We start from the raw sequence: 18,005 nt of genomic DNA on the forward strand, positions 1-18,005 counted from the left end.
AAGGTCACCCCCACACGACCGGCAGCTCCGTCAGCCGGTTGACCAGCAATCCAGCATGCATGGTGACGGACTCGACGGGCGCGGCCAGCCGCAGGGTGGGGAAGTGGTCGGCCAGCACGCGGAGGGCGATGGCGAGCTCGGCGCGGGCCAGGGGGGCGCCCAGGCAGTAGTGGGGGCCGTGGCCGAAGGCCAGATGCGGTGGCTGGGCGGGATCATGGGCACGGCCCGGGACGAAGCGGTCGGCGTCCGGGAAGCGGGCACCGTCGCGGTTCGCCGAGCAGATCGAGGCGATCACCGCACTGTTGGGCGGCAGCACCCGCCCCGCGATCTCGACCGGTTCCGTGGTGACCCGCAGCGGCCCACCGTCCCCGATCGGGTTGATCCGCAACAGTTCCTCGACCAGGGCGGCCAGCTCCTCCGCCCCGTCCGGCACCAGGGTCAGCCGACCGGGGTGCCGCAGCAGCGTGAAGACGGAGGTGCCCAGGACACCGACGGTGGTCTCATGCCCCGCGATGAGCAACGTCATGGCGAGGGTGAGCAGTTCGTGCTCGCTCAGCCCGCCCTCGGCGCCGCCTTCCGCGCCGCCCTCTTCGTCCCGTACCGCGACCAGCGCACTCAGCAGGTCCTCGCCCGGCGCACGCCGCTTGTCGGCCGCCAGGTCCCGCAAGTAGCCCAGCAGCGCCTGTTTGTGCCGCAGCATCTCCTCGGGCGTGTGCGCCGTCAGCGACAGCACGGCGTCCGACCAGGTGCGGAAGCGCTCCCGGTCCGCGTAGGGGACGCCGAGCAGTTCGCAGATGACGGCCACCGGGAAGGGGAAGGCGAAGGCCGCGTTCAGGTCGGTGGGGCTGCCGGAAGCGGCCATTGCAGCGGCCAGTTCCTCGGCCAGTTCGGCGATACGGGGCCGCATGTCCTCCACCCTGCGCGGGGTGAAGGCCCGGGCGACCAGGCCGCGCAGCCGGGTGTGCTCGGGCGGGTCCATGGTGAACAGGCCGCCCGCGTCGAACGGGACGGCCGTCAGCTTCGGTGCCCCGGGCAGCACGGTCGCGGCGCGTGAGCAGCGCGGGTCCGCGAGCACGGCCCGTACGTCGTCGTAGCGGCTGACCAGGTGACCGGTGTCGCCGCTGGGCAGGGTGACCTCGGCGACCGGCTCCTCGGCGCGAAGTACGGCATAGGCGTCGGGCACCTCGGTCGCCGAACGGCGCGGTGGAGGGTAGGCACGCGAGCTGATGCCCGCGTCGGCGCGGACATCGGTACGGGCGGCGGAATCCTGGGCCATGCACGCACTGTTCAACTTTGGCCTCGATTCGTGGTCGAGCCGGTGTTGCCCGCGGCATCAGGCGGTATTCTCTCGTCCCTAACCGCCAGTCAGGGCGGCCGAGTCCGCGGGGGAACTCGACGATGATCTCAGTGGTGCTCGCCGAGGACATGCACATGGTCCGTGGCGCCCTGGTGGCGCTGCTCGATATCGAGACGGACATCGAGATCGTCGCCGAGGTCGACTCGGGCTGCGACATCCTGCCGACCGTCTTCGCGCACCGCCCCGACGTCGCCGTCATCGACATCGATCTGCCGGGCATGGACGGGCTGACCGCCGCCGGCGAGGTGCACGAGAAGCTGCCGTCCTGCCGCACCCTGATCCTCACCAGCCTGGGCCAGCCCGGCAATCTGCGCCGTGCGCTGGAGGCACACGTCTCCGGCTTCCTCCTCAAGGACGCCCCGCCCAGCAAACTGGCGGACGCCATCCGCCGCATCCAGGTGGGGGAGCGCGTCATCGACCCCGAACTCGCCCTGGACGCCTGGTCGGCACGGGAGAACCCGCTCACGGCGCGTGAGACCGAGGTGCTGCGGCTGGCGGCCGAGGGCGCGGAGGCCGCCGATATCGCGGGCCAGCTGTTCCTCTCGGTGGGAACCGTACGCAACTATCTGACGACCATCGTCATCAAGCTGGGGGCCCGCAACCGGGTGGACGCCCTGCGGATCGCCCGCGAACAGGGGTGGCTGTAGCGGCGGTTCCGGAACGCCTACGGACCTTGCACCACGGCCGGAATGCTGGCCTCCAGGTGGAAGCAGCCGTCCTCGTGCACGTCGGCACGCAGGGTGCCGCCGATCGCCGCCACCCGCGTGGCCAGGTTGCCGATACCGCTGCCCCCGTCGGAGTCCGGCTGCGGGGTCGTCGGGTCCAGCGGGTCGGGGCGCGGCTGCACCCCGTCGTTGACCAGCCGCAGCACGGCGTGGTCCGGGCCGCCGCGCACGGTGATCTGGCAGTGCCGGACCTTGCTGTGCCGCAGGATGTTGGTGACGCCCTCGCGCAGCACGGTGGCCAGCACCGTGCCGACCGTCTCCGAGATGTTCTCCAGCGTCGAGTCGACCTCCGCCTCGATCCCGGCCGCCTCGAACACCGAGACGGTCGAGGAGATCTCGACGGGCAGCGAGATGTTGCGATAGCTGCGCGCCACCGCCCGTACGTCGGACAGCGCCTGCCGGGAGATCTCCAGCACGTGGGTCACCTCCTCCTTGGCGCGCGGGGGGTCGGCGTCCACCAGCCGATGCGCCAACTCGCTGCGCAGAGTGATCGCCGAGAGGCTGTAGCCCAGCAGGTCGTGCAGATCGCGGGCGAAGCGCAGCCGCTCCTCCTCCACGGCCAGCCGGGCGATCTCCTGCTGGGCAGCGCGCAGTTGGATGACGATCTCGGACAGCTTGGTGAGCCCGTAGACGACGGCGCAGGTCGTGAGCGCGGACACCCCGTTGTAGGCCACGCGCAGTGGCGGCCAGCCGGAGGCCGAGGTGACGAGTACGACACTCGCCACGCACCCGGCTGTCCCCAGCCACGACCACGGCTTCGGCAACGTGAGCAGCAGCGATCCAGCCAGCAGCCCGGGCAGCCCGATCCAGGCGGTCCCCAGCAGCAGCATCGGCGGGAACGTACAGAGAGTCTGCACCCCCAGCACCCAGTACTGGCGCGTGCGGCTCATCCGCATTCCGCGGGGTGTGGAGCGGACCACCTGGGCGCAGAACATCACTGCGATCGCCGGGCCACCGACGAGCACCTGCTTCAAGGAGGCGCCGATGGTGAGCAGATGCAGCAACGCGGCGCCCATGATCCCGGAGAGGGCCACGACGAAGACGGTCAGCACGATGCGGGGAGCCGTGTCGGCATCCACCCCGTAAACAGCCGGTCGCTGCCCCCAATGCGGTTGCTGATGTAAAGAGGTTTGCTCTCCCCCTGGCCTCACCTGGCGATCCCCCCTCGCCCTGACGAAGGTGTGCTCAGCATAGGCGAGGGGGTCCGGTGCCACCATCGGCTAGACGAAGACCGGGATGGGGTTAAGGCCGTTGTAGTCGACCGGCCGGTCGAGGCGACCGAGTCCCACCGGCACATCGAAGAGCCTTCCGGGTGCGAATCGTGCCCAGAAGTGCCGCAGCCCCGGCACGATGACCTTCACGACCGGGATGCCCAGATCGGGCCGCGTCTGGTCCAGAACCAGCAGCTCCATTCCGTGCCTGCGCAGCAGCGCGACGGCGTCCGCCACGTCCTCGCGCAGATCGGCGCGCGGTGTGTAGGCGTAGTCGGCGGCACGCAGCACGGCAGCCTCCGGGTCCGGCGCCAGATAGGGCTGATCGGCGACCCTACGCCGGATGCACCAGTCGCGGAAGACCGGGTCCTCGAAGCTGAGTTCGGTGTCCAGCGCCGCTGGCAGCATCTGCGTCATCTCCGTCAACGCCCGGCGCAGCGCAAGCGCCGGGTCCAGATGGCAGCCGAAGCCGAAGACGATGTCCTCGCGGCCGTCCTCGCGGCCGTCCCGCCCGCCGACCGTGCGACCGGCGTACCGGGAGAGCGCACACATCACCGGAATACCCAGGTCCGAGGTCAGGTCCAGGACCCAGAACTCGCGGCCGATGGCGGCGTACGAGGCGCGCATCCGGGGGATCCACTCCTCGTCGAAGGACTCCGGATCGACCTGCGGCTGCCGGGTGCGGTTGTACCACCACAGTGCCACCGCGTCCCGCTCCACGAGTTCCAGGAAGCCCTGGAGGACGGCGTCCTCCAGGCTGCTGCCCGCCGCGTTGCCATTGGAGTCCGCGCGGGCGAAGACCGGCGCTCCGGTGTGCTGCGGGGTGGCGAAGTAGAGCATGGCGGTGGGCAGCAGCCGGTGCCGCCGCTCGGTCAGCGACCACACCGGGGTCCAGTCGATGACCGCCTTCTCGTCGAACGGGTCGCAGACGAACTGGAACGGCGAGTGCAGCGCGTTCCACTCCCGCCGGCGGGCGAACTGCCGCTCGTCGTAGAGCTGGCAGGCGTTGGGGTGTACCGCTGCCTCGCCCAGCTCCGCGTACCGCCCCGGGACGCGGGCCTCGTCGCCCTGGAAGGTGCCCGAGTACCGCTCCAGCGCCTCGCACAGCGCCCCGACCTTCGCGTCCAGCTCTGTGACGCCCTTTCCGGCGCTGTGGCTGCGCAGCGCCGAGCGCAGGTTGCGGATCCCGTTGCCGCGCAGCGCCGGATTGCTCCCGGAGACGAACGCGTTGAGGTCGGCGGGGCAGCGCGGGTCGCGCTGCAGCAGCCGGACCACACCGGTGACCTCGCCGACGAGGTGCTCGTACCGCTGCAACATCTCGCGGCTCGTCATCGACCGGTGGCCGCCGCCGGTGGCCACCTTGGGGCGGGAGACGAGCGTGACGGGCTGCCGTACCCGCGTCGCCACCAGTGTCGGATCACCGCAGGCCGGGCACTGCGGCCGGCGTTCGACCGGATGGTGCCGGCCCTCGCCGCGCAGGCTGTCCAGGGTCCAGACCGCCGACTGGCCCGCGTCCCGGAATCCCCCCAGCCAGGTTGCGGCCTGGAGCGCCAGCAGGTGGAGCGCGCAGGCCCGGCTCGCGGGGATGTGCGCACGCGGCGGCGTGACCGGCGCCGAGAGGCCGAGTGCCCGGCCCACATAGCTGTGCGCGGTCCTGTGGTGTCTGAGGCGGTGGGCGAGACAGTGCCAGCAGGCGCCCCCTTCCGGCTGGAAGAACGGCCCGATCCACGGCTGGACGCCGTACGGCTTGGCCAGCAGCCAGGGCCGGCCGGCCCGCCGCTGCGCGGTGTCGATGTCGGCCAGAACCGGTGAGAGGTAGTCCTCGCACAGCACCACGGTGAGGGTGTGCTCGGCGGACTCGCCCGGCTCGGCCAGGCCCACCCCGGCCGCCCGGAACGCGTCCCGTGCGGCGTGGTGGCCCTCACCTCCGTCGACGGCGAGCAGCCTGACGCGCCCCGCGGACAGTTCGGCGTCGGCCCGCACCCCGTTGAGCCCGGCGGACTCCCAGAACGCCGAGGTGGCATCGGACTGGACTGCGGCAGGGCCGGACGCCGGGGTGAAGCTGGCGACCAGGTTGGCCTCCGTCAGCTGGCCCAGCAGGCTGCCGAGTTGGCCGGGCGAGAGCACTCCGCGGGTCTCGCGGGCCAGTTCGGCCAGGTCCCGGCTGCCGTCGAGCAGCGGTGCCAGGGCGGCCATCGCGGCACCCTCCACCGCCGTGACTCCCTGCTCGGAGATGAGATACGTGGCATCGCCGGGCACGACGGCCGGCCGCAGATTCTTGCGGAACCCCAGTCGGGGCAGCGCGGTTTCCATCTCCATTCTGTTTTCCCCCGTTCCTTTCCGCCCGTTACGCGTCAGACGGCGGGTTCGCCGGGTGAGAAGGGAGGAGCGGGAACCCGGGGCTCTGCCACGGGCACGGGCACCCACGTCTGGCAGTCGGTGGTGTGGCCGACGGCCTCGTGCGGATCGAGGCTCGTGATCGTCACCTCCGCGCCGAGCCCGTCAGGCAGTGCAGGAAGGGGTGTCTTGTCGTCGGTGTGAATGCCGAATTCGGCCAGCACCTCGAGCGGTTCGACGGCATAGCGCACCGCGAGCGCCGGGTCGAGACAGCACTGGGCGGTCAGTTCGGCGAAGCGCCAGTCCTGGTCGATGGAGTCAACGGCGGCGTGTGCGGAGTTGACGGTGACCTTGGCGAGCGCGTGACCTGACATCGTGACGTCTCCCGTCTGATGAGAGAAACCCATGGCCCCCCGTGGACTCATGGGGCGACGCTGGTGTGGGGAGTGGCCCGATTCTCTGGGTCCGTTGCGCAGAATGAAGTGTGAGCGGGTGCCGGTACGGGGGCCAGTGGGCGCTTCACGACCCTCCATGTGAAGAATTCATGGGCCGCCCCGCCGCATCTCCGCTCCAAGATCGTGAGTTCCTCACTGTTCCGCTGCACTGATGGAGTGCGATTCTCCGAATCCTGCTATCAGTTCAGCGAGAACCGCCAACGGGGAGGCCCCCAATGCGTATCAGGGTGCTGGGAACTCTGCACGCCGAGACGGCGGGCGTCTCGATCGCGCCGAGCGCGGCCAAGCCGCGGCAGATCCTGGCCCTGCTCGCTCTCCAGAGCCGGCACATCGTGCCGGTGTCCGACCTCATGGAGGAGGTGTGGGGCTCCGGCCCGCCGCGCAGCGCCCCCACCACGCTCCAGACGTACATCCTGCAGCTGCGCCGCAGGCTGCGCGCCGCGCTCGGCGAACCGGGACCGCTGCCGGGCACCGGAACCGGTGCCATGCCCCGCGACCCGTACGCGCCCAGCGACAAGGAGATCCTGGCCACCCGGCACGGCGGCTACCAGCTGGAGATCGCCGACTGTGACGTCGACGCCCTGGAGTTCGCGCGGCTGACCCGCACCGGGCACGCCGCCTACGAGGCGGGCGACATGGCCAAGTCGTCACGGCTGCTGGAGAACGCGCTCGCACTGTGGCGCGGCCCCGCGCTCGCCGACCTCCCGCACGGCAAGCACCTGTCCATCGAGGCCACCCGGCTGGAGGAGAGCAGGCTGGGCGCGCTGGAGCGGCGTATCGACGCCGACCTGAGGATGGGACGCCACCGTGAGGTGCTGGCCGAACTGTGCGCCCTGCGCGGCCGCTATCCGCTCTACGAGAACCTGCACGCGCTGCTGATGGTCGCCTTCCACCAGGACGGCCGCTCCTCGGACGCGCTGATCGCCTTCCGGCGGCTGCGCAGCACCCTCGTGGAGGAGCTGGGCCTGGAGCCCTCGCCCCGGATCGACCGCCTGCACCAGGCCATTCTCCGGGGCGAGGATGCCTTGGACACCTGGCGCGGAAGCGGTTCGGGGCAGGCCGCCGGTCTTGCGGGGTGATGAGCCCCTCCCGGGGCCGGTCCACCCCGCTTCGAGCTGTCGTCCAGCGCCGGTCGTGAGGATCTGCCCCTCGGCGACCGGCCCCGTCAAGGGGACGGGGGAAGGGGGCAGGGATGAACGCGTATCTCGCGGCACCTCCCGGCCACCGGCCGACGGACGCACCGCCCACCATGGGCGAGGCGCCCGCCACCGGATTGCGGCTGTTCTGCTTCCACCACGCGGGAGCCGGCGCGCTCACCTTCGCGCGCTGGCGCCGCGGTTTCGACCCCGGCGTGTGTGTACTGCCCGTCCGGCTCCCCGGACGGGAGACCCGGCTGCGTGAGCCCCGCATCACCGACGGGGTCCGGCTGCTGGACGAGCTCGACGCACAGCTCGGCCCGCTGCTGGAGGAGCCCTACGCCCTGTACGGGCACAGCCTCGGCGCTCTCGTCGCCTACCGCTTCGCCCAGCGCGTACGGCGCGCGGGCCGCCCGGCGCCGGTGCTGGTCGGGTTGGGCGCCTGCCCTCCGCCGCATCTGCCGACGCCGCTGACCGAGCAGCGTGAGCTGCCCGACGCGGCACTGCTGGCCGCGCTGGACCGCTACGGCACGCTGCCCTCCTACCTGTTCGAGCGCCCGCGCTGGCTGCGCACCCTGCTGTCCACCATGCGCGACGACCTGCGGCTCGCCGCCAGCCTGCGCGCGGTCGGCGGGCGGGCGGCCCGCGGTGCGGCGGGAGGCGGTGCGGTGGACGGGGGCTGGGACGAGCCGCTCGACTGCCCCGTGCACGCCTTCGCCGGCACCGGGGACGAGGCCGCACCGGCCGCAGCCGTCGCCGAGTGGCGGCGCTGGGTGAGCGGTCCGTTCGCCCTGCACACCGTCCCCGGCGGCCACTTCTTCGTCCGCGACACCGCGCTGCCCGAGCTGCTGGCGGCACAACTGCGCCTGCGCACCGGGCGGGAGCGCGTCTCGCACCTGTCCGATTCATCAACCTGATTCGTCAGTTCACAACGCACCCGAAGGGAGCGAGAGATGGACATCAGCGTGCTGGGACCCTGCCGGGTCGTCCAATCGGGGGTCTCCGTCGTCCCGACCGCGGTCAAACCGAGAAAGGTGCTCGCCCTGCTGGCCCTCTACCCGGACCAGGTGGTCTCGGTCGCCTCCTTGGTGGAGGAGCTGTGGGGGGAGTCGCCGCCGCGCAGCGTTCAGACCACGCTGCAGACGTACGTACTGCAGCTGCGCAACCTCATAGCGGCGGCCCTGGGCGACCGCCTCCCCGCCGACCTGCCGAACGGCGCCAAGAGTGTGCTGATCACCGAGTCGGGCGGCTATCTGCTGGACACGCAGGGCGGCATGGTCGACGTCTGCGAGTTCGAACGGCTCTCCGGTGCCGGGCACCGGGCGCTGGAGGCCGGCGACTTCGTGGGCGCCTCCGCCTCCTTCCGCAGGGCGCTGGAACTGTGGCGCGGCCCCGCACTGGTGGACGTGCAGTGTGGACCGCTGCTGGAGATCGAAGCGACCCGGCTGGAGGAGTCGCGGCTGGGCATCCTCAACCAGCGCATCGAGGTCGACCTGACCTTGGGGCGCCACCACGAACTGGTCGGCGAACTCTCCGGGCTGGCAGCACAGCACCCGCTGCACGAGGGCATCCAGGCCCAGCTCATGCTCGCCCTCTACCGCTCGGGCAGGCGCGGCAACGCGCTGGAGGTCTATCAGCGGCTGCGCGGTGTCCTCTCCCGCGAGCTGGGGCTGGACCCCTCGCCCGACCTCCAGCGGCTCCAGTGCGCCGTGCTCGACTCCTCCGTCGAACTGGAGCTGACCGGCGCCGCCCGCGACGTGGCTTTCAGCGGCAGCGGGGGGCCGCTGAGGGCACTGCGTGGCGGCTGACGCCGCGTCCAGTCGGTGAGGGCGTGCCCGGCGGATCTTGGCCTGCCCTCCCGGGTGTTCCGATCAGGGGCTGCCCCTGTCCGTCGTCTGCGGGGTGCGGGTGCTCCCCCAAGCTCTTCGAGCAGGGGGTACCCCCAGTGCTTGCTCGCGCAGTTCCCCGCGCCCCTGACGGGGCGGGTCCGCGTCCCCTTGCTGTGCTTGGGCAGTCTGCTCCCCCAAGCTCTTCGAGCAGGGGGTACCCCCAGGCGCAGGGTGGGCAAGCGCAGCGCCCATGCGGGGTACGCGAAAGGCGCTGGGCAAGCCTCAGCGGGCCAGTACGGCGCCTGGCGCTGGATACCGGATCCGGCAGCCGGCCGGGCGGTTGCCGAACAACAGAGTGCGCAGCACCAGCGGCGAAGCCGCTGGTCGCACGTACTCCTGGACCACGCTGTCGGCCTGTTCGAAGGCCCGCCGCACCGCGGCGGTCCAGGTGCGGTTGTCCGTTTCGTGGCCCACCAGGACGGGTCCCGTACCGGACACAGCTCGCTTCAAAATGAACCGTTCGCGGTGGGCCAGCAGCAGGTCGGGCAGTTGTTGCTCGGTGCCGTGCCATCCGGTGCGGCCCGCGAGGGTGATCCGTGTCCATGGCAGCCGGCGTTCCACCAGTGCGCGCTCGCCGCGGGTCATCCAGGGCAGCCCCTCGGAGACGAGGGCCAGCGCCCGTTTGTCGGCCAAGAGCCCACTGCTGAACGGCGGCAGCAGCAACAGTCCGGCGCGCTGTGCGTGCCGTACGGGCGCCGGATCCGTACCGCCTGACTGCCGTGCGCCCAGCAGGCCCAGCGCATAGCGCAGTTCGCCGGGGCGGCCCAGCGCGCCGGGCAGCCGATCGGGGTCCAGCAGGTCGGCGGTGAAGCCGCGCTGCCGTAAGTCGTGGGCGTCATCGAGGGTGAAGCCGGGCCCGATCAGGGCCACGGCGCACGGCAGTCCCGTGCGGGCGCACAGGTCCGCGAGTGCCTCGGCGCGGGCGGCCTGCGGGTCGTGTCCGAACAGCGGCTCCCCGTCCTGTTCCGGGAGCACTCCGGACTCGCGCGGGACGCCGAGGGCGCCGCCGGTGTCCAGGCCCACCAGCCACGGTCCCGCCTCACCGACCACGAAGTCGGCACCGGACAGCAGGGTGCAGCAGTCCGTCTCCGTGGTCTCCAGCCCTGAGTGCGGCAGCTGGTCAGCGGGGTCCGCGCCCAGGGCGACCAGCCTCTCCGGCCAGGTGGGTGCCAGCGCCAGCACTGCTCTGCGCACCAGCGCGAGCAACTGGGCGGCGACCTCGAACAGTTCGTCGTAGGACTGCCGGGACAGTACGAGCGGCCCGGTGGGCGGTGGGCGGTCGCCGGACCGGCCGGGCTTCGCCGTCACGGCCGCCACCCGTGCGGGCCGAGTGCCCGGCTGACCACGGCGTGCAGTTCGTCGACGGAGTCCGCGTACCGTGCGCGCGTGTCCGGCACCGGAGCGCGGTCGTCGTCGTCCGCGCTGTAGGAGCCGGTGCTGTGCACCACCACCTCCGGCTCGGCCAGCAGGCCCCGCTGAACGGCGTTCATGACTCCGGTCAGCGCCATCACCAGCGACCACTCGGCCAGCCGCGCCGGGTCGGCGGGGAGTTCGACGCCTGCCGGGCGCAGCATGGCGCGTACGGACGGATAACGGGCCAGGCACTCGTAGCGCGAGACGACGATTCCGCCGCCCCCCTGCGTACGCACCAGCGCGCTCGTCTCGGGCGCCGTCCCGGGGGCGCGGGTGAAGAAGGTGGGCTCCAGGATCTCTTCGGGACTGTGCGTGGTAGGCGGAAAGCGTGGGTCCAGGCTCTCGGGCGGTTGCCGATGGACGCGGCGCGCCCGGTCGTACTTGTACGGCGGCACGCCCTCCCGGGAGAACGATCCGGTCAGCAGATGGAGCACCAGGTCCGGGTTGTGCAGCTGCTGCACCAGCAGATAGCGCGCCGAGGCCGGCCCCGCCGCACCCTCCGGGTCCACAAGCGTGCTGCCCAACCGGTGCCCCAGCAGCCCGGACCCGGTGGCGACCGCCTGCGCGTGCACCCGCCCCGCGGCCGGAGCGGCACCCAGCGCGTCCCGTTCCACGAAAGCGCGCAGCGCGTCCACCGCCCGCTGGTCGACCGGATCGTGTACGTACCACAGCGCGGTGCCCGTCCCGGTACGCAGCGTGCGAGCGCGCTCCCGGCAGTATGCGGCGGCCAGCTCGTGCACGGCGCCCGGCTCCGAACCGTGGTAGACCACCAGCGGGTTGCGGCGGCGCAGCTGCGGGTGCCGGGCCAGCGCCGAGTCCGCCACCTTGTGCCGCGAGCAGGCCGGCACCAGGCTGACGACCCGCACCTGGTCCGGGCCCGCCAGCCCGCATTGCTGGGCGCGCAGTACGGCATCGCGGAGCGCGGTGGCCCGGTTGCCGGACGAGGGCGCCAGCAGCGTGACGTCCTGGCCGGTTCGCCGCACATGCTGCACAGCGCGCGCGACCATCACCAGCGCCCCGCCGGACTGCACCGAACGCGACCCCGGGCCATGGCACATGTCGAGCAGGTGCAGCCGGGTGCCGCGGTAGTCCGGCAGCCGTACGACGCGTGCTGCCGCGGGGGCCAGGAACGAGCGCAACGGGCCGTCGAGCGGCGGGAGTTCGCCGTCAGGGGTGAAGGCGGCGGGGTCCTGCGGGGCGGCCGGTTCCGCGGCAGCCGTGCCCTCGTGCAGCGCGCGCACGAGGGCACGGACGGTGTCCCAGTGGCGGGTCAGCGGCTGACCGGGCGGTGCCTGCTGCTGCGGGGCAGCGGTGAGGCCGGTGTGCGCGGCGAGGTCCGGATGGGCAGCGAGGCCGGTGTGCGCGGTGAGAGTCATGGATGGTCCCCCTCTGGTCGACTCCTGGTCCGGGTCGCCCCTCTCGACACCCCGCCCTTGTCCCCTTACGCTGAAATCACCGTCACTGGTCTGACATAAAACGACTTCGGTGATTCCTCGGAAATGCGGCGGTGAGCCGCAGGGAAAGGTAACCCGGCGGGGTCGAGGGCCGGTTGAAGCCGGTCGGACCGACCCCGCACGCGCCCGAGGAGTCGTCGATGACCCAGCCCTCCATGCCCGTGCTGGAATCCGTCACCCGCACGTGGCCCGACCTCGAGGCCGCGCACGAGAGGGCCGCGGGCGCCGCCGTTGCGCTGCTGCACAGCCGCACCGATCTGCTGAGCGCCCTCACCCGGCTCGCCACCTATGCCAGTGCCCGCGACGAACTGCTGCGCTCGCTGCGCGCGATGGCCGGAGCGCCCTGGGAGCTGGCCCGCACGGGAGTGCCGCAGCTGTCCCGGATCTCCGTCGTCCTCCCGCAGCACACCGCGCTCTACTCCTACGTCCGCGACTGCCTGGTGCCCGCGCTCTACTGCGACGAGGTAGTGGTACGGCCCACGCCGCGGATCCGGGAGACGTCCTATGAGGTGCACCAGACCATCAGCCGCAGGCTGGAACCGCAGTTGGCGGCGCGCATCCGGTTCACCGACGCCGACGAGAGCGACTTCATGCCCGTCTGCGCGGAGTCCGACGCCGTCGTCCACACCGGCTCCGCCGAGGCCGGCAGCCGGCTGCTGACCCGGGTCGGCGACGGACCGCTCATCCTCCACTCCGGGCACGCGCCCAACCCGCTGATCGTCGGCCCGCGCACCGACCCGGCCGCCGCCTGCCGTGCCGTGCTGCGCGCCCGGCTGTACAACTCCGGGCAGGACCGGCGCTGTCCCGATGTGCTGTTCGTCCACAGGCTGCGGCTGAACGCGCTGGTCGAGCAGTTGCGCGCCGAGCTGTCCGTGCTGACGGTCGGTGCCCGCAGCTGGCCCGACGCCGTCCTCACCGCGCTCACCTACGGGGAGGCCGTGCAGGGTGCGGCCCGGTTCCTGGACGAGCACGCCGACCGGGTGGTGGCGGGAGGCGGAACCGATCCGGAGCGGATGCAGGTGGAGCCCTCCCTCCTCGTCTTCGACGAGGATCCCGGCTTCCATCCGCCGCAGCTGGCCGGGCCGCTGTTCTGTGTCGTCCCCTATGAGGACCCCGAACTGCCGCGGGCCTGGGCGCGGCATCCGGTGGAGCTGGAGCGGGGGATGTACGCGGCGGTGCTCGGTGAGCCGCGGCTGACAGGACAGACCCTTGGTACGGCTGTCGTCCTGCGTGATGCCACGCCTTTTGATGCGGAGGACGGGAATCAGCCGTTCGGCGGGTATGGCGTGCAGGCCAGCGGGGTGCGGTGGGAGGGGCGGTTGATCGGGCGTCCGCTGTTGCTGTCGCGGGAGGTCGCGCAGCGCCGGGCGGTGATTACGGGCCCGCTGCGGTAGCCGGTCTGGAGAGGGGCTGCCCCTTGCTGCCGTTCGCAGGCTTGCGGGTGCGTTGTGGCTTGTCGCGCAGTTCCCCGCGCCCCTGACGGGGCGCGTCCGCGTCCCCCTGCCGGGCACGCAAGACCTCGCCGGACGCGGCATTGAGTGGGGCTGTAGAGGGTGCTGGCACGCTGCGCGGGAGGCCCGCCGAGCGAATGGGACGGGCTGCTCCAGACCTTTCCGAAGGAGGCGACGGTGGCACACCGGACGCTCATAGTGGCGCGGATGGAGCCGGGCAAGGCCGACTCCATCGCGCGGATCTTCGAGGAGTCGGACGCGACCGAACTCCCCCACATGGTGGGGGTGGCGCGGCGGACGCTCTTCACCTTCCACGACCTGTACTTCCACCTCGTCGAGGCGGACGACGACATCACCCCCAACCTCTACCGCGCCCGCAGCCACCCCCTCTACGACGACATCAACACCCGCCTCGCGCAGTGCGTGTCGCCCTACGACCCGAACTGGCAGGAGCCCAAGGACGCGATGGCCAACCCGTTCTACGTATGGACGAAAGACGGAGGGAGGATCCAGTGAGCGAGTTCACCCAGCGTGAGCTGGCCGCGAAGCTGCTGGAGTGCGCGGGCGAGGCCGACGATGTCGACATCGCCGACGAGGCGGCTCTGGACGTGCCGTTCCTCGAACTCGGTTACGACTCGCTCGCGCTGCTCCAGGTGACCGGGGTCATCAAGCGCGAGTACGGCGTCGAACTGTCCGACGACGCCGTGGTGGAGGCGGAGACGCCCCGGCTGCTGCTCAAGATGATCAACGCCAACCTGCCCGATGCGGCATGAGCGGCGGAACAGCAGCCGGTACGGAAACCGGTGTGCTGCCCGCGCCGGGGCTCGCCGGCAAGCGTGTCCTGGTCACGGGCGGCACCCGCGGCATCGGACGTACCACGGTGCTGGCCTTCGCCGAGGCGGGTGCCCGCCTGGTCGTCGCCCACCGCACGGCTGGTGACGAAGCGCGCACGCTGGCCGAGGCACTGACGGCGACCGGCGTGGAACACCACCTGGTACGCGCCGATGTCACCGATTCGCAGGACGCCGCCCGCCTCGCCGAGGAGTGCGGGAGGCAGCTGGGCGGTCTCGACGTGCTGGTCAACAACGTCGGCGTCGACGGGCACAGCAAGTTCGCCGACCTGGACGAGACCGAGTGGCACCGGCTGATGGACTCCAACGTCACCTCCGCCTACCTGGTCACCCGTGCCGTCCACGATCTGCTGGCCGACGGCGCCTCGATCGTCAACGTCGGCGCCTCGGTCGCCCTGCGGGGGCGGGCACTGGGCACCCACTACTCCGCCTCCAAGGCAGCACTCGTCGGTTTCGGTCGCGCTCTGTGCAAGGAGGTCGGCAGCCGGGGCATCCGCGTCAACACCGTGGCGCCCGGCGTCACCGGGACCGAGGACGAGCCGGGTGCCGGCCTGCCGCCGCAGCTCGTCGAGCGCCTCGCCGGGATGACGGCACTGGGCCGCCTGGGCACCGCGGCGGACGTGGCGGGCGCGGTCCTCTACCTCGCGGGTGACACCTCCCGCTACATCACCGGCGCCACGCTCACAGTCGATGGAGGAATCTGATGCCCTACGCGGCAATCACCTACCGGGTCAAGCCCGGCCACGAGGAGGAGATCGCGGAGATCTTCGCCAACTTCAAGCGCGTCGACACCCCCGATCTGACCGGCGACGACGGCCAGGCGGCCGGTCGGCTGCTGGGCACAGGCGTCTTCATCAAGGACGACGTGATGGTGCGCGTCATCCACTACGAGGGCGACTTCGCGGCGGTCGGCAAGCACATGGCGCAGCAGAAGGGCGTCCACATCCTGGAGGAAAAGCTCCAGCCCTACCTCGCCGAGGAGCGCGACACCTCCTCCCCGGCAGCCTTCGCCGCCTACTTCCGCGACGCCACGATGCGGTCCATCGCCCAGCTGACCGTGGACACGCACCCCGCCGGGAGCTGACCTGCGATGAGGATGGACGCTGTCCTCGGAGTGGCCGTTCTCCTCGGCAGCGGCGTCACGGCGGGGGTCCTCTTCGCCGTGGCGCTCAGCGTGCTGCCGGCGCTGTTCGCCATGGAGACCGGCACCTATGTGCATGCGCACAAGCTGCTGGGGCGGAACTGGGACCCCACCATGCCGGTCGTCGTGTTGACGTCCACGGCGCTGGCCGTCGCCCTCGCCTTCGTGGCCGACAGCACCTTCGCCCGCACGCTGTTCGCCGCCGCGGCAGTGCTGCTGCTGGGCGTCTCGGCCGTCTCCCACCTGTGCAACGTCCCCATCAACCGGCGGGTCAAGGCCGTGCCGGACCCCACAGCGCTGCCGGACGACTGGGAGGACCCCCGCCCCCTGTGGCGGCGCTGGCACTTGCTGCGTACCGCGTTGTCCCTCGTCGCCCTGGTGCTGAACGCCGCGGCGGTGACGGTCGCCTAGTCGCTCGCGTACCCGGCGTCGGGGTGCTGCGCTTGCCCACCCTGCGCCTGGGGGTACCCCCTGCTCGAAGAGCTTGGGGGAGCAGACTGCCCAAGCGCAGCAGGGGGACGCGGACGCGCCCCGTAAGGGGCGCGGGGAACTGCGCGAGCAACCACAACGCAACCCGCACGCCGCAGTCGGCAGACAGGGGCACCCCCTTAGGCGCGGTGGCCGCTCATCACCGCCAGACTTTCATCGCGAATCGGCCGGGAGGTATCGCGGTCGGGCCGATAGGGGCCCAGCTCAGCGACGGGCGCGGAGGTAGTCAACTCCCGGGCCGCGAGGGCGGCCAGCAGCGGCGCCAGGGTCACCCCACTGTGCGTCGTAATGGTGTAAAGGCCGGGCGCCTCCGGATGCGGGCCGACCAGGGGGAGGCCGTCCTCGGGGACGGGGCGGACCCCGATGCGGGTCCCGGACAGTGCGCGGAAGGCGGGCAGCAGTGCGGCGCACCGGCTGAGCAGGTCCGCCTCGGGAGGTACGGGGGTCTCCGCGGTCGGGGCGAGGAGGGCGTCGACCGGCCAGGAGATGGCGCAGACCCGGTTGCCCGGCGCCGGGCGCAGATCCACGCCGGGCGTCGCGACGATGGCCCGCAGCGGGTCGGCCAGCGGCACGGACTCGCCCACCAGCCCGGGGATCTGCCGCAGCGGCAGCCGTACCCCGGCCAGTTCGGCGATGCGCCCGGCGTCGGGCCCCGCGCAGTTGACGACGTGGTCGGCCTCGAAGCGCCGGCCCCGCGCCTCGGCGCCCCGTACCCGCCCGCCGTCCAGCAGCAGAGCGGTGACGGGGCTGTCGTAGCGGATGTCGGCGCCCAGGGCCGCGGCACGGTCGAGCAGCGTACGGGCGAGGAGGGGCGCGTCGTACCAGGCCGCTTCGTCGTGTACGACAAGCTCGGGCGCGCGGCAGGCCGCGGGGTCGACACCGGGCGCGAGGGTGCGCAGTTCGCCGGGATCGGCGGTGCGGCACGGGTGCCCCCAGCCGGCCAGGCGCTCGGCACGTGCGCGGAGGGTGCGCTGTTCCTCCTCGGTGTGGCCCCACTGGACGAGCGGTGCGGGGTGCCGCCAGCCGGCGCTGCCTCCGGTGGCGCGGACCTCCTCCTCCAGTTCGCGGTGGAGGGCCGCGCTGCGCTGGTTGAGCAGGAAGTAGGAGTGCGGGGTCTTCAGATGGGTGACATCGATGGAGAAGGTGGCGCTGGAGGTGCCCGGCGTACGGCCTCCGGCGTCCAGGACGGTGACGCCGACGCCCGCCTCGGCCAGTCTGTGGGCCGTGGCTGCGCCGATCACTCCGGCGCCGATGACGACGGCTCGGGTGGTCATTGAGTAACTCCCTTGGGGGGTGACGGTTTGCGAAGGGGTGCCGGTCACAGAACCTTGCTGAGGAAGGCGCGGGTGCGTTCATGGCGCGGGGCGGCCAGTACGTCCGCCGGCCGGCCGGTCTCGACGACGACCCCGTCGTCCATGAACACCAGCGAGTCGCCGACCTCCCGAGCGAAGCCCATCTCATGGGTGACGACGACCATGGTCATGCCGTCCTCGGCGAGCGACCGCATCACCTCCAGCACCTCTCCGACGAGTTCGGGGTCGAGCGCGGAGGTGGGCTCGTCGAAGAGCATCAGCTCGGGCTCCATGGCCAGGGCACGGGCGATGGCCACCCGCTGCTGCTGGCCGCCGGAGAGCTGCGCGGGGTAGCTGTGTGCCTTGTCGGCCAGCCCGACGCGGTCGAGCAGCTCTTTGCCGCGTGCCCGTGCCTGCTCCTTCGGTTCCTTCCTGACCTGGACGGGAGCCTCGATGACGTTTTCCAGCGCGGTCATATGCGGGAAGAGGTTGAAGCGCTGGAAGACCATGCCGATGCCCTGGCGGCGCCGGGCGACGGCCTTCTCGCTCAGCTCGTACAGCTTGCCGTCCCGCTCTTCGTAGCCGACGAGTTCGTCGCGCACATACAGCCGGCCCCGGTCGATGCTCTCCAGATGGTTGATGCAGCGCAGAAAGGTGGACTTGCCGGAGCCGGAGGGGCCCACCAGGCACATCACCTCGCCGGGCGCGACGGTCAGCTCGATGCCCTTGAGTACTTCGGTGCGGCCGAAGCTCTTGTGCACGCTCTCGGCTCTGATCACGGCGGGGGTCATGGTCGAGGTCGCT

The 18,005-nt window shown here is 71.7% G+C and carries 18 protein-coding genes; 10 read left to right on the forward strand and 8 right to left on the reverse strand.

The window, feature by feature from the left end:
• Positions 1-4 precede the first annotated feature (4 nt).
• Positions 5-1,276 (reverse strand): cytochrome P450, encoded by a 1,272-nt coding sequence (locus ACTWP9_RS14405; protein WP_443246512.1) that lies wholly within the window; start codon positions 1,274-1,276, stop codon positions 5-7.
• 122 nt (positions 1,277-1,398) lie between these two features.
• Here ACTWP9_RS14405 and ACTWP9_RS14410 point away from each other — a divergent pair, with 122 nt between their 5' ends.
• Positions 1,399-2,004: a response regulator transcription factor gene (locus ACTWP9_RS14410; RefSeq protein ID WP_443246513.1), complete on the forward strand. Its 606-nt coding sequence runs from the start codon at positions 1,399-1,401 to the stop codon at positions 2,002-2,004.
• Positions 2,005-2,021: 17 nt separating this feature from the next.
• On the opposite strand, the gene ACTWP9_RS14415 is transcribed toward ACTWP9_RS14410, so the two are convergent.
• The 3 genes from ACTWP9_RS14415 to ACTWP9_RS14425 all read right to left on the reverse strand — a co-directional run bounded on the left by ACTWP9_RS14415 (position 2,022) and on the right by ACTWP9_RS14425 (position 6,004).
• Positions 2,022-3,161, reverse strand: coding sequence for a sensor histidine kinase (locus ACTWP9_RS14415; RefSeq protein WP_443246514.1), 1,140 nt, complete (start codon positions 3,159-3,161; stop codon positions 2,022-2,024).
• Positions 3,162-3,302: 141 nt separating this feature from the next.
• A complete protein-coding gene (locus ACTWP9_RS14420) occupies positions 3,303-5,606 on the reverse strand; it encodes a TOMM precursor leader peptide-binding protein (RefSeq protein WP_443246725.1) in 2,304 nt (767 codons plus the stop codon).
• Between the two features lie 41 nt (positions 5,607-5,647).
• On the reverse strand, positions 5,648-6,004 hold the full coding sequence (locus ACTWP9_RS14425) for a hypothetical protein (RefSeq protein ID WP_443246515.1): 357 nt from the start codon (positions 6,002-6,004) through the stop codon (positions 5,648-5,650).
• Between the two features lie 296 nt (positions 6,005-6,300).
• Here ACTWP9_RS14425 and ACTWP9_RS14430 point away from each other — a divergent pair, with 296 nt between their 5' ends.
• The 3 genes from ACTWP9_RS14430 (at position 6,301) to ACTWP9_RS14440 (ending at position 9,029) form a co-directional block, all read left to right on the forward strand.
• A complete protein-coding gene (locus ACTWP9_RS14430) occupies positions 6,301-7,164 on the forward strand; it encodes an AfsR/SARP family transcriptional regulator (RefSeq protein WP_443246516.1) in 864 nt (287 codons plus the stop codon).
• A gap of 113 nt (positions 7,165-7,277) precedes the next feature.
• Positions 7,278-8,138, forward strand: coding sequence for a thioesterase II family protein (locus tag ACTWP9_RS14435; RefSeq protein ID WP_443246517.1), 861 nt, complete (start codon positions 7,278-7,280; stop codon positions 8,136-8,138).
• Between the two features lie 36 nt (positions 8,139-8,174).
• The gene (locus ACTWP9_RS14440) at positions 8,175-9,029 is read left to right on the forward strand and encodes an AfsR/SARP family transcriptional regulator (protein ID WP_443246518.1); all 855 of its coding nucleotides are present in this window, start codon (positions 8,175-8,177) and stop codon (positions 9,027-9,029) included.
• A 303-nt stretch (positions 9,030-9,332) separates the two neighbouring features.
• Here ACTWP9_RS14440 and ACTWP9_RS14445 read toward each other — a convergent pair whose 3' ends face one another.
• The gene (locus ACTWP9_RS14445) at positions 9,333-10,418 is read right to left on the reverse strand and encodes a hypothetical protein (RefSeq protein WP_443246519.1); all 1,086 of its coding nucleotides are present in this window, start codon (positions 10,416-10,418) and stop codon (positions 9,333-9,335) included.
• Positions 10,415-11,899 (reverse strand): DUF6002 family protein, encoded by a 1,485-nt coding sequence (locus ACTWP9_RS14450; protein WP_443246520.1) that lies wholly within the window; start codon positions 11,897-11,899, stop codon positions 10,415-10,417. Before ACTWP9_RS14450 ends, ACTWP9_RS14445 begins: the two co-directional genes overlap by 4 nt.
• A 218-nt stretch (positions 11,900-12,117) precedes the next feature.
• Between ACTWP9_RS14450 and ACTWP9_RS14455 the strand changes: the two genes are divergently transcribed.
• The 6 genes from ACTWP9_RS14455 to ACTWP9_RS14480 all read left to right on the forward strand — a co-directional run bounded on the left by ACTWP9_RS14455 (position 12,118) and on the right by ACTWP9_RS14480 (position 15,831).
• Entirely contained in the window at positions 12,118-13,371 is a 1,254-nt protein-coding gene (locus tag ACTWP9_RS14455; RefSeq protein WP_443246521.1) for an aldehyde dehydrogenase family protein, read from the forward strand.
• A 234-nt stretch (positions 13,372-13,605) separates the two neighbouring features.
• On the forward strand, positions 13,606-13,944 hold the full coding sequence (locus ACTWP9_RS14460; RefSeq protein WP_443246522.1) for a TcmI family type II polyketide cyclase: 339 nt from the start codon (positions 13,606-13,608) through the stop codon (positions 13,942-13,944).
• Complete coding sequence (locus tag ACTWP9_RS14465; RefSeq protein ID WP_443246523.1) at positions 13,941-14,201, forward strand: acyl carrier protein; 261 nt, start codon at positions 13,941-13,943, stop codon at positions 14,199-14,201. Before ACTWP9_RS14460 ends, ACTWP9_RS14465 begins: the two co-directional genes overlap by 4 nt.
• The gene (locus tag ACTWP9_RS14470) at positions 14,198-14,983 is read left to right on the forward strand and encodes an SDR family NAD(P)-dependent oxidoreductase (RefSeq protein WP_443246524.1); all 786 of its coding nucleotides are present in this window, start codon (positions 14,198-14,200) and stop codon (positions 14,981-14,983) included. The genes ACTWP9_RS14465 and ACTWP9_RS14470 overlap by 4 nt, the downstream gene beginning before the upstream one ends.
• Positions 14,983-15,363 (forward strand): SchA/CurD-like domain-containing protein, encoded by a 381-nt coding sequence (locus ACTWP9_RS14475; protein WP_443246525.1) that lies wholly within the window; start codon positions 14,983-14,985, stop codon positions 15,361-15,363. The genes ACTWP9_RS14470 and ACTWP9_RS14475 overlap by 1 nt, the downstream gene beginning before the upstream one ends.
• A gap of 12 nt (positions 15,364-15,375) precedes the next feature.
• Complete coding sequence (locus ACTWP9_RS14480) at positions 15,376-15,831, forward strand: anthrone oxygenase family protein (RefSeq protein ID WP_443246726.1); 456 nt, start codon at positions 15,376-15,378, stop codon at positions 15,829-15,831.
• 197 nt (positions 15,832-16,028) lie between these two features.
• On the opposite strand, the gene ACTWP9_RS14485 is transcribed toward ACTWP9_RS14480, so the two are convergent.
• Both ACTWP9_RS14485 and ACTWP9_RS14490 read right to left on the reverse strand, forming a co-directional pair.
• Entirely contained in the window at positions 16,029-17,183 is a 1,155-nt protein-coding gene (locus tag ACTWP9_RS14485) for an NAD(P)/FAD-dependent oxidoreductase (protein WP_443246526.1), read from the reverse strand.
• A gap of 44 nt (positions 17,184-17,227) precedes the next feature.
• Positions 17,228-17,992 carry an amino acid ABC transporter ATP-binding protein gene (locus tag ACTWP9_RS14490; protein ID WP_443246727.1) on the reverse strand — a complete coding sequence of 255 codons (765 nt, stop codon included), beginning with the start codon at positions 17,990-17,992 and terminating at the stop codon, positions 17,228-17,230.
• Positions 17,993-18,005: the final 13 nt, after the last annotated feature.

The sequence above is a fragment of the Streptomyces sp. 3N207 genome (assembly GCF_052246355.1).
Lineage (GTDB): Bacteria > Actinomycetota > Actinomycetes > Streptomycetales > Streptomycetaceae > Streptomyces.

Bases quoted from the DNA above. Each gene is read 5' to 3' on its own strand.
- ACTWP9_RS14405 (WP_443246512.1), bottom strand. From the start codon at position 1,276: ATGGCCCAGGATTCCGCCGCCCGTACCGATGTCCGCGCCGACGCGGGC.
- ACTWP9_RS14410 (WP_443246513.1), top strand. From the start codon at position 1,399: ATGATCTCAGTGGTGCTCGCCGAGGACATGCACATGGTCCGTGGCGCC.
- ACTWP9_RS14420 (WP_443246725.1), bottom strand. From the start codon at position 5,606: ATGGAAACCGCGCTGCCCCGACTGGGGTTCCGCAAGAATCTGCGGCCG.
- ACTWP9_RS14425 (WP_443246515.1), bottom strand. From the start codon at position 6,004: ATGTCAGGTCACGCGCTCGCCAAGGTCACCGTCAACTCCGCACACGCC.
- ACTWP9_RS14430 (WP_443246516.1), top strand. From the start codon at position 6,301: ATGCGTATCAGGGTGCTGGGAACTCTGCACGCCGAGACGGCGGGCGTC.
- ACTWP9_RS14435 (WP_443246517.1), top strand. From the start codon at position 7,278: ATGAACGCGTATCTCGCGGCACCTCCCGGCCACCGGCCGACGGACGCA.
- ACTWP9_RS14440 (WP_443246518.1), top strand. From the start codon at position 8,175: ATGGACATCAGCGTGCTGGGACCCTGCCGGGTCGTCCAATCGGGGGTC.
- ACTWP9_RS14450 (WP_443246520.1), bottom strand. From the start codon at position 11,899: ATGACTCTCACCGCGCACACCGGCCTCGCTGCCCATCCGGACCTCGCC.
- ACTWP9_RS14455 (WP_443246521.1), top strand. From the start codon at position 12,118: ATGACCCAGCCCTCCATGCCCGTGCTGGAATCCGTCACCCGCACGTGG.
- ACTWP9_RS14470 (WP_443246524.1), top strand. From the start codon at position 14,198: ATGAGCGGCGGAACAGCAGCCGGTACGGAAACCGGTGTGCTGCCCGCG.
- ACTWP9_RS14475 (WP_443246525.1), top strand. From the start codon at position 14,983: ATGCCCTACGCGGCAATCACCTACCGGGTCAAGCCCGGCCACGAGGAG.
- ACTWP9_RS14480 (WP_443246726.1), top strand. From the start codon at position 15,376: ATGGACGCTGTCCTCGGAGTGGCCGTTCTCCTCGGCAGCGGCGTCACG.
- ACTWP9_RS14485 (WP_443246526.1), bottom strand. From the start codon at position 17,183: ATGACCACCCGAGCCGTCGTCATCGGCGCCGGAGTGATCGGCGCAGCC.
- ACTWP9_RS14490 (WP_443246727.1), bottom strand. From the start codon at position 17,992: ATGACCCCCGCCGTGATCAGAGCCGAGAGCGTGCACAAGAGCTTCGGC.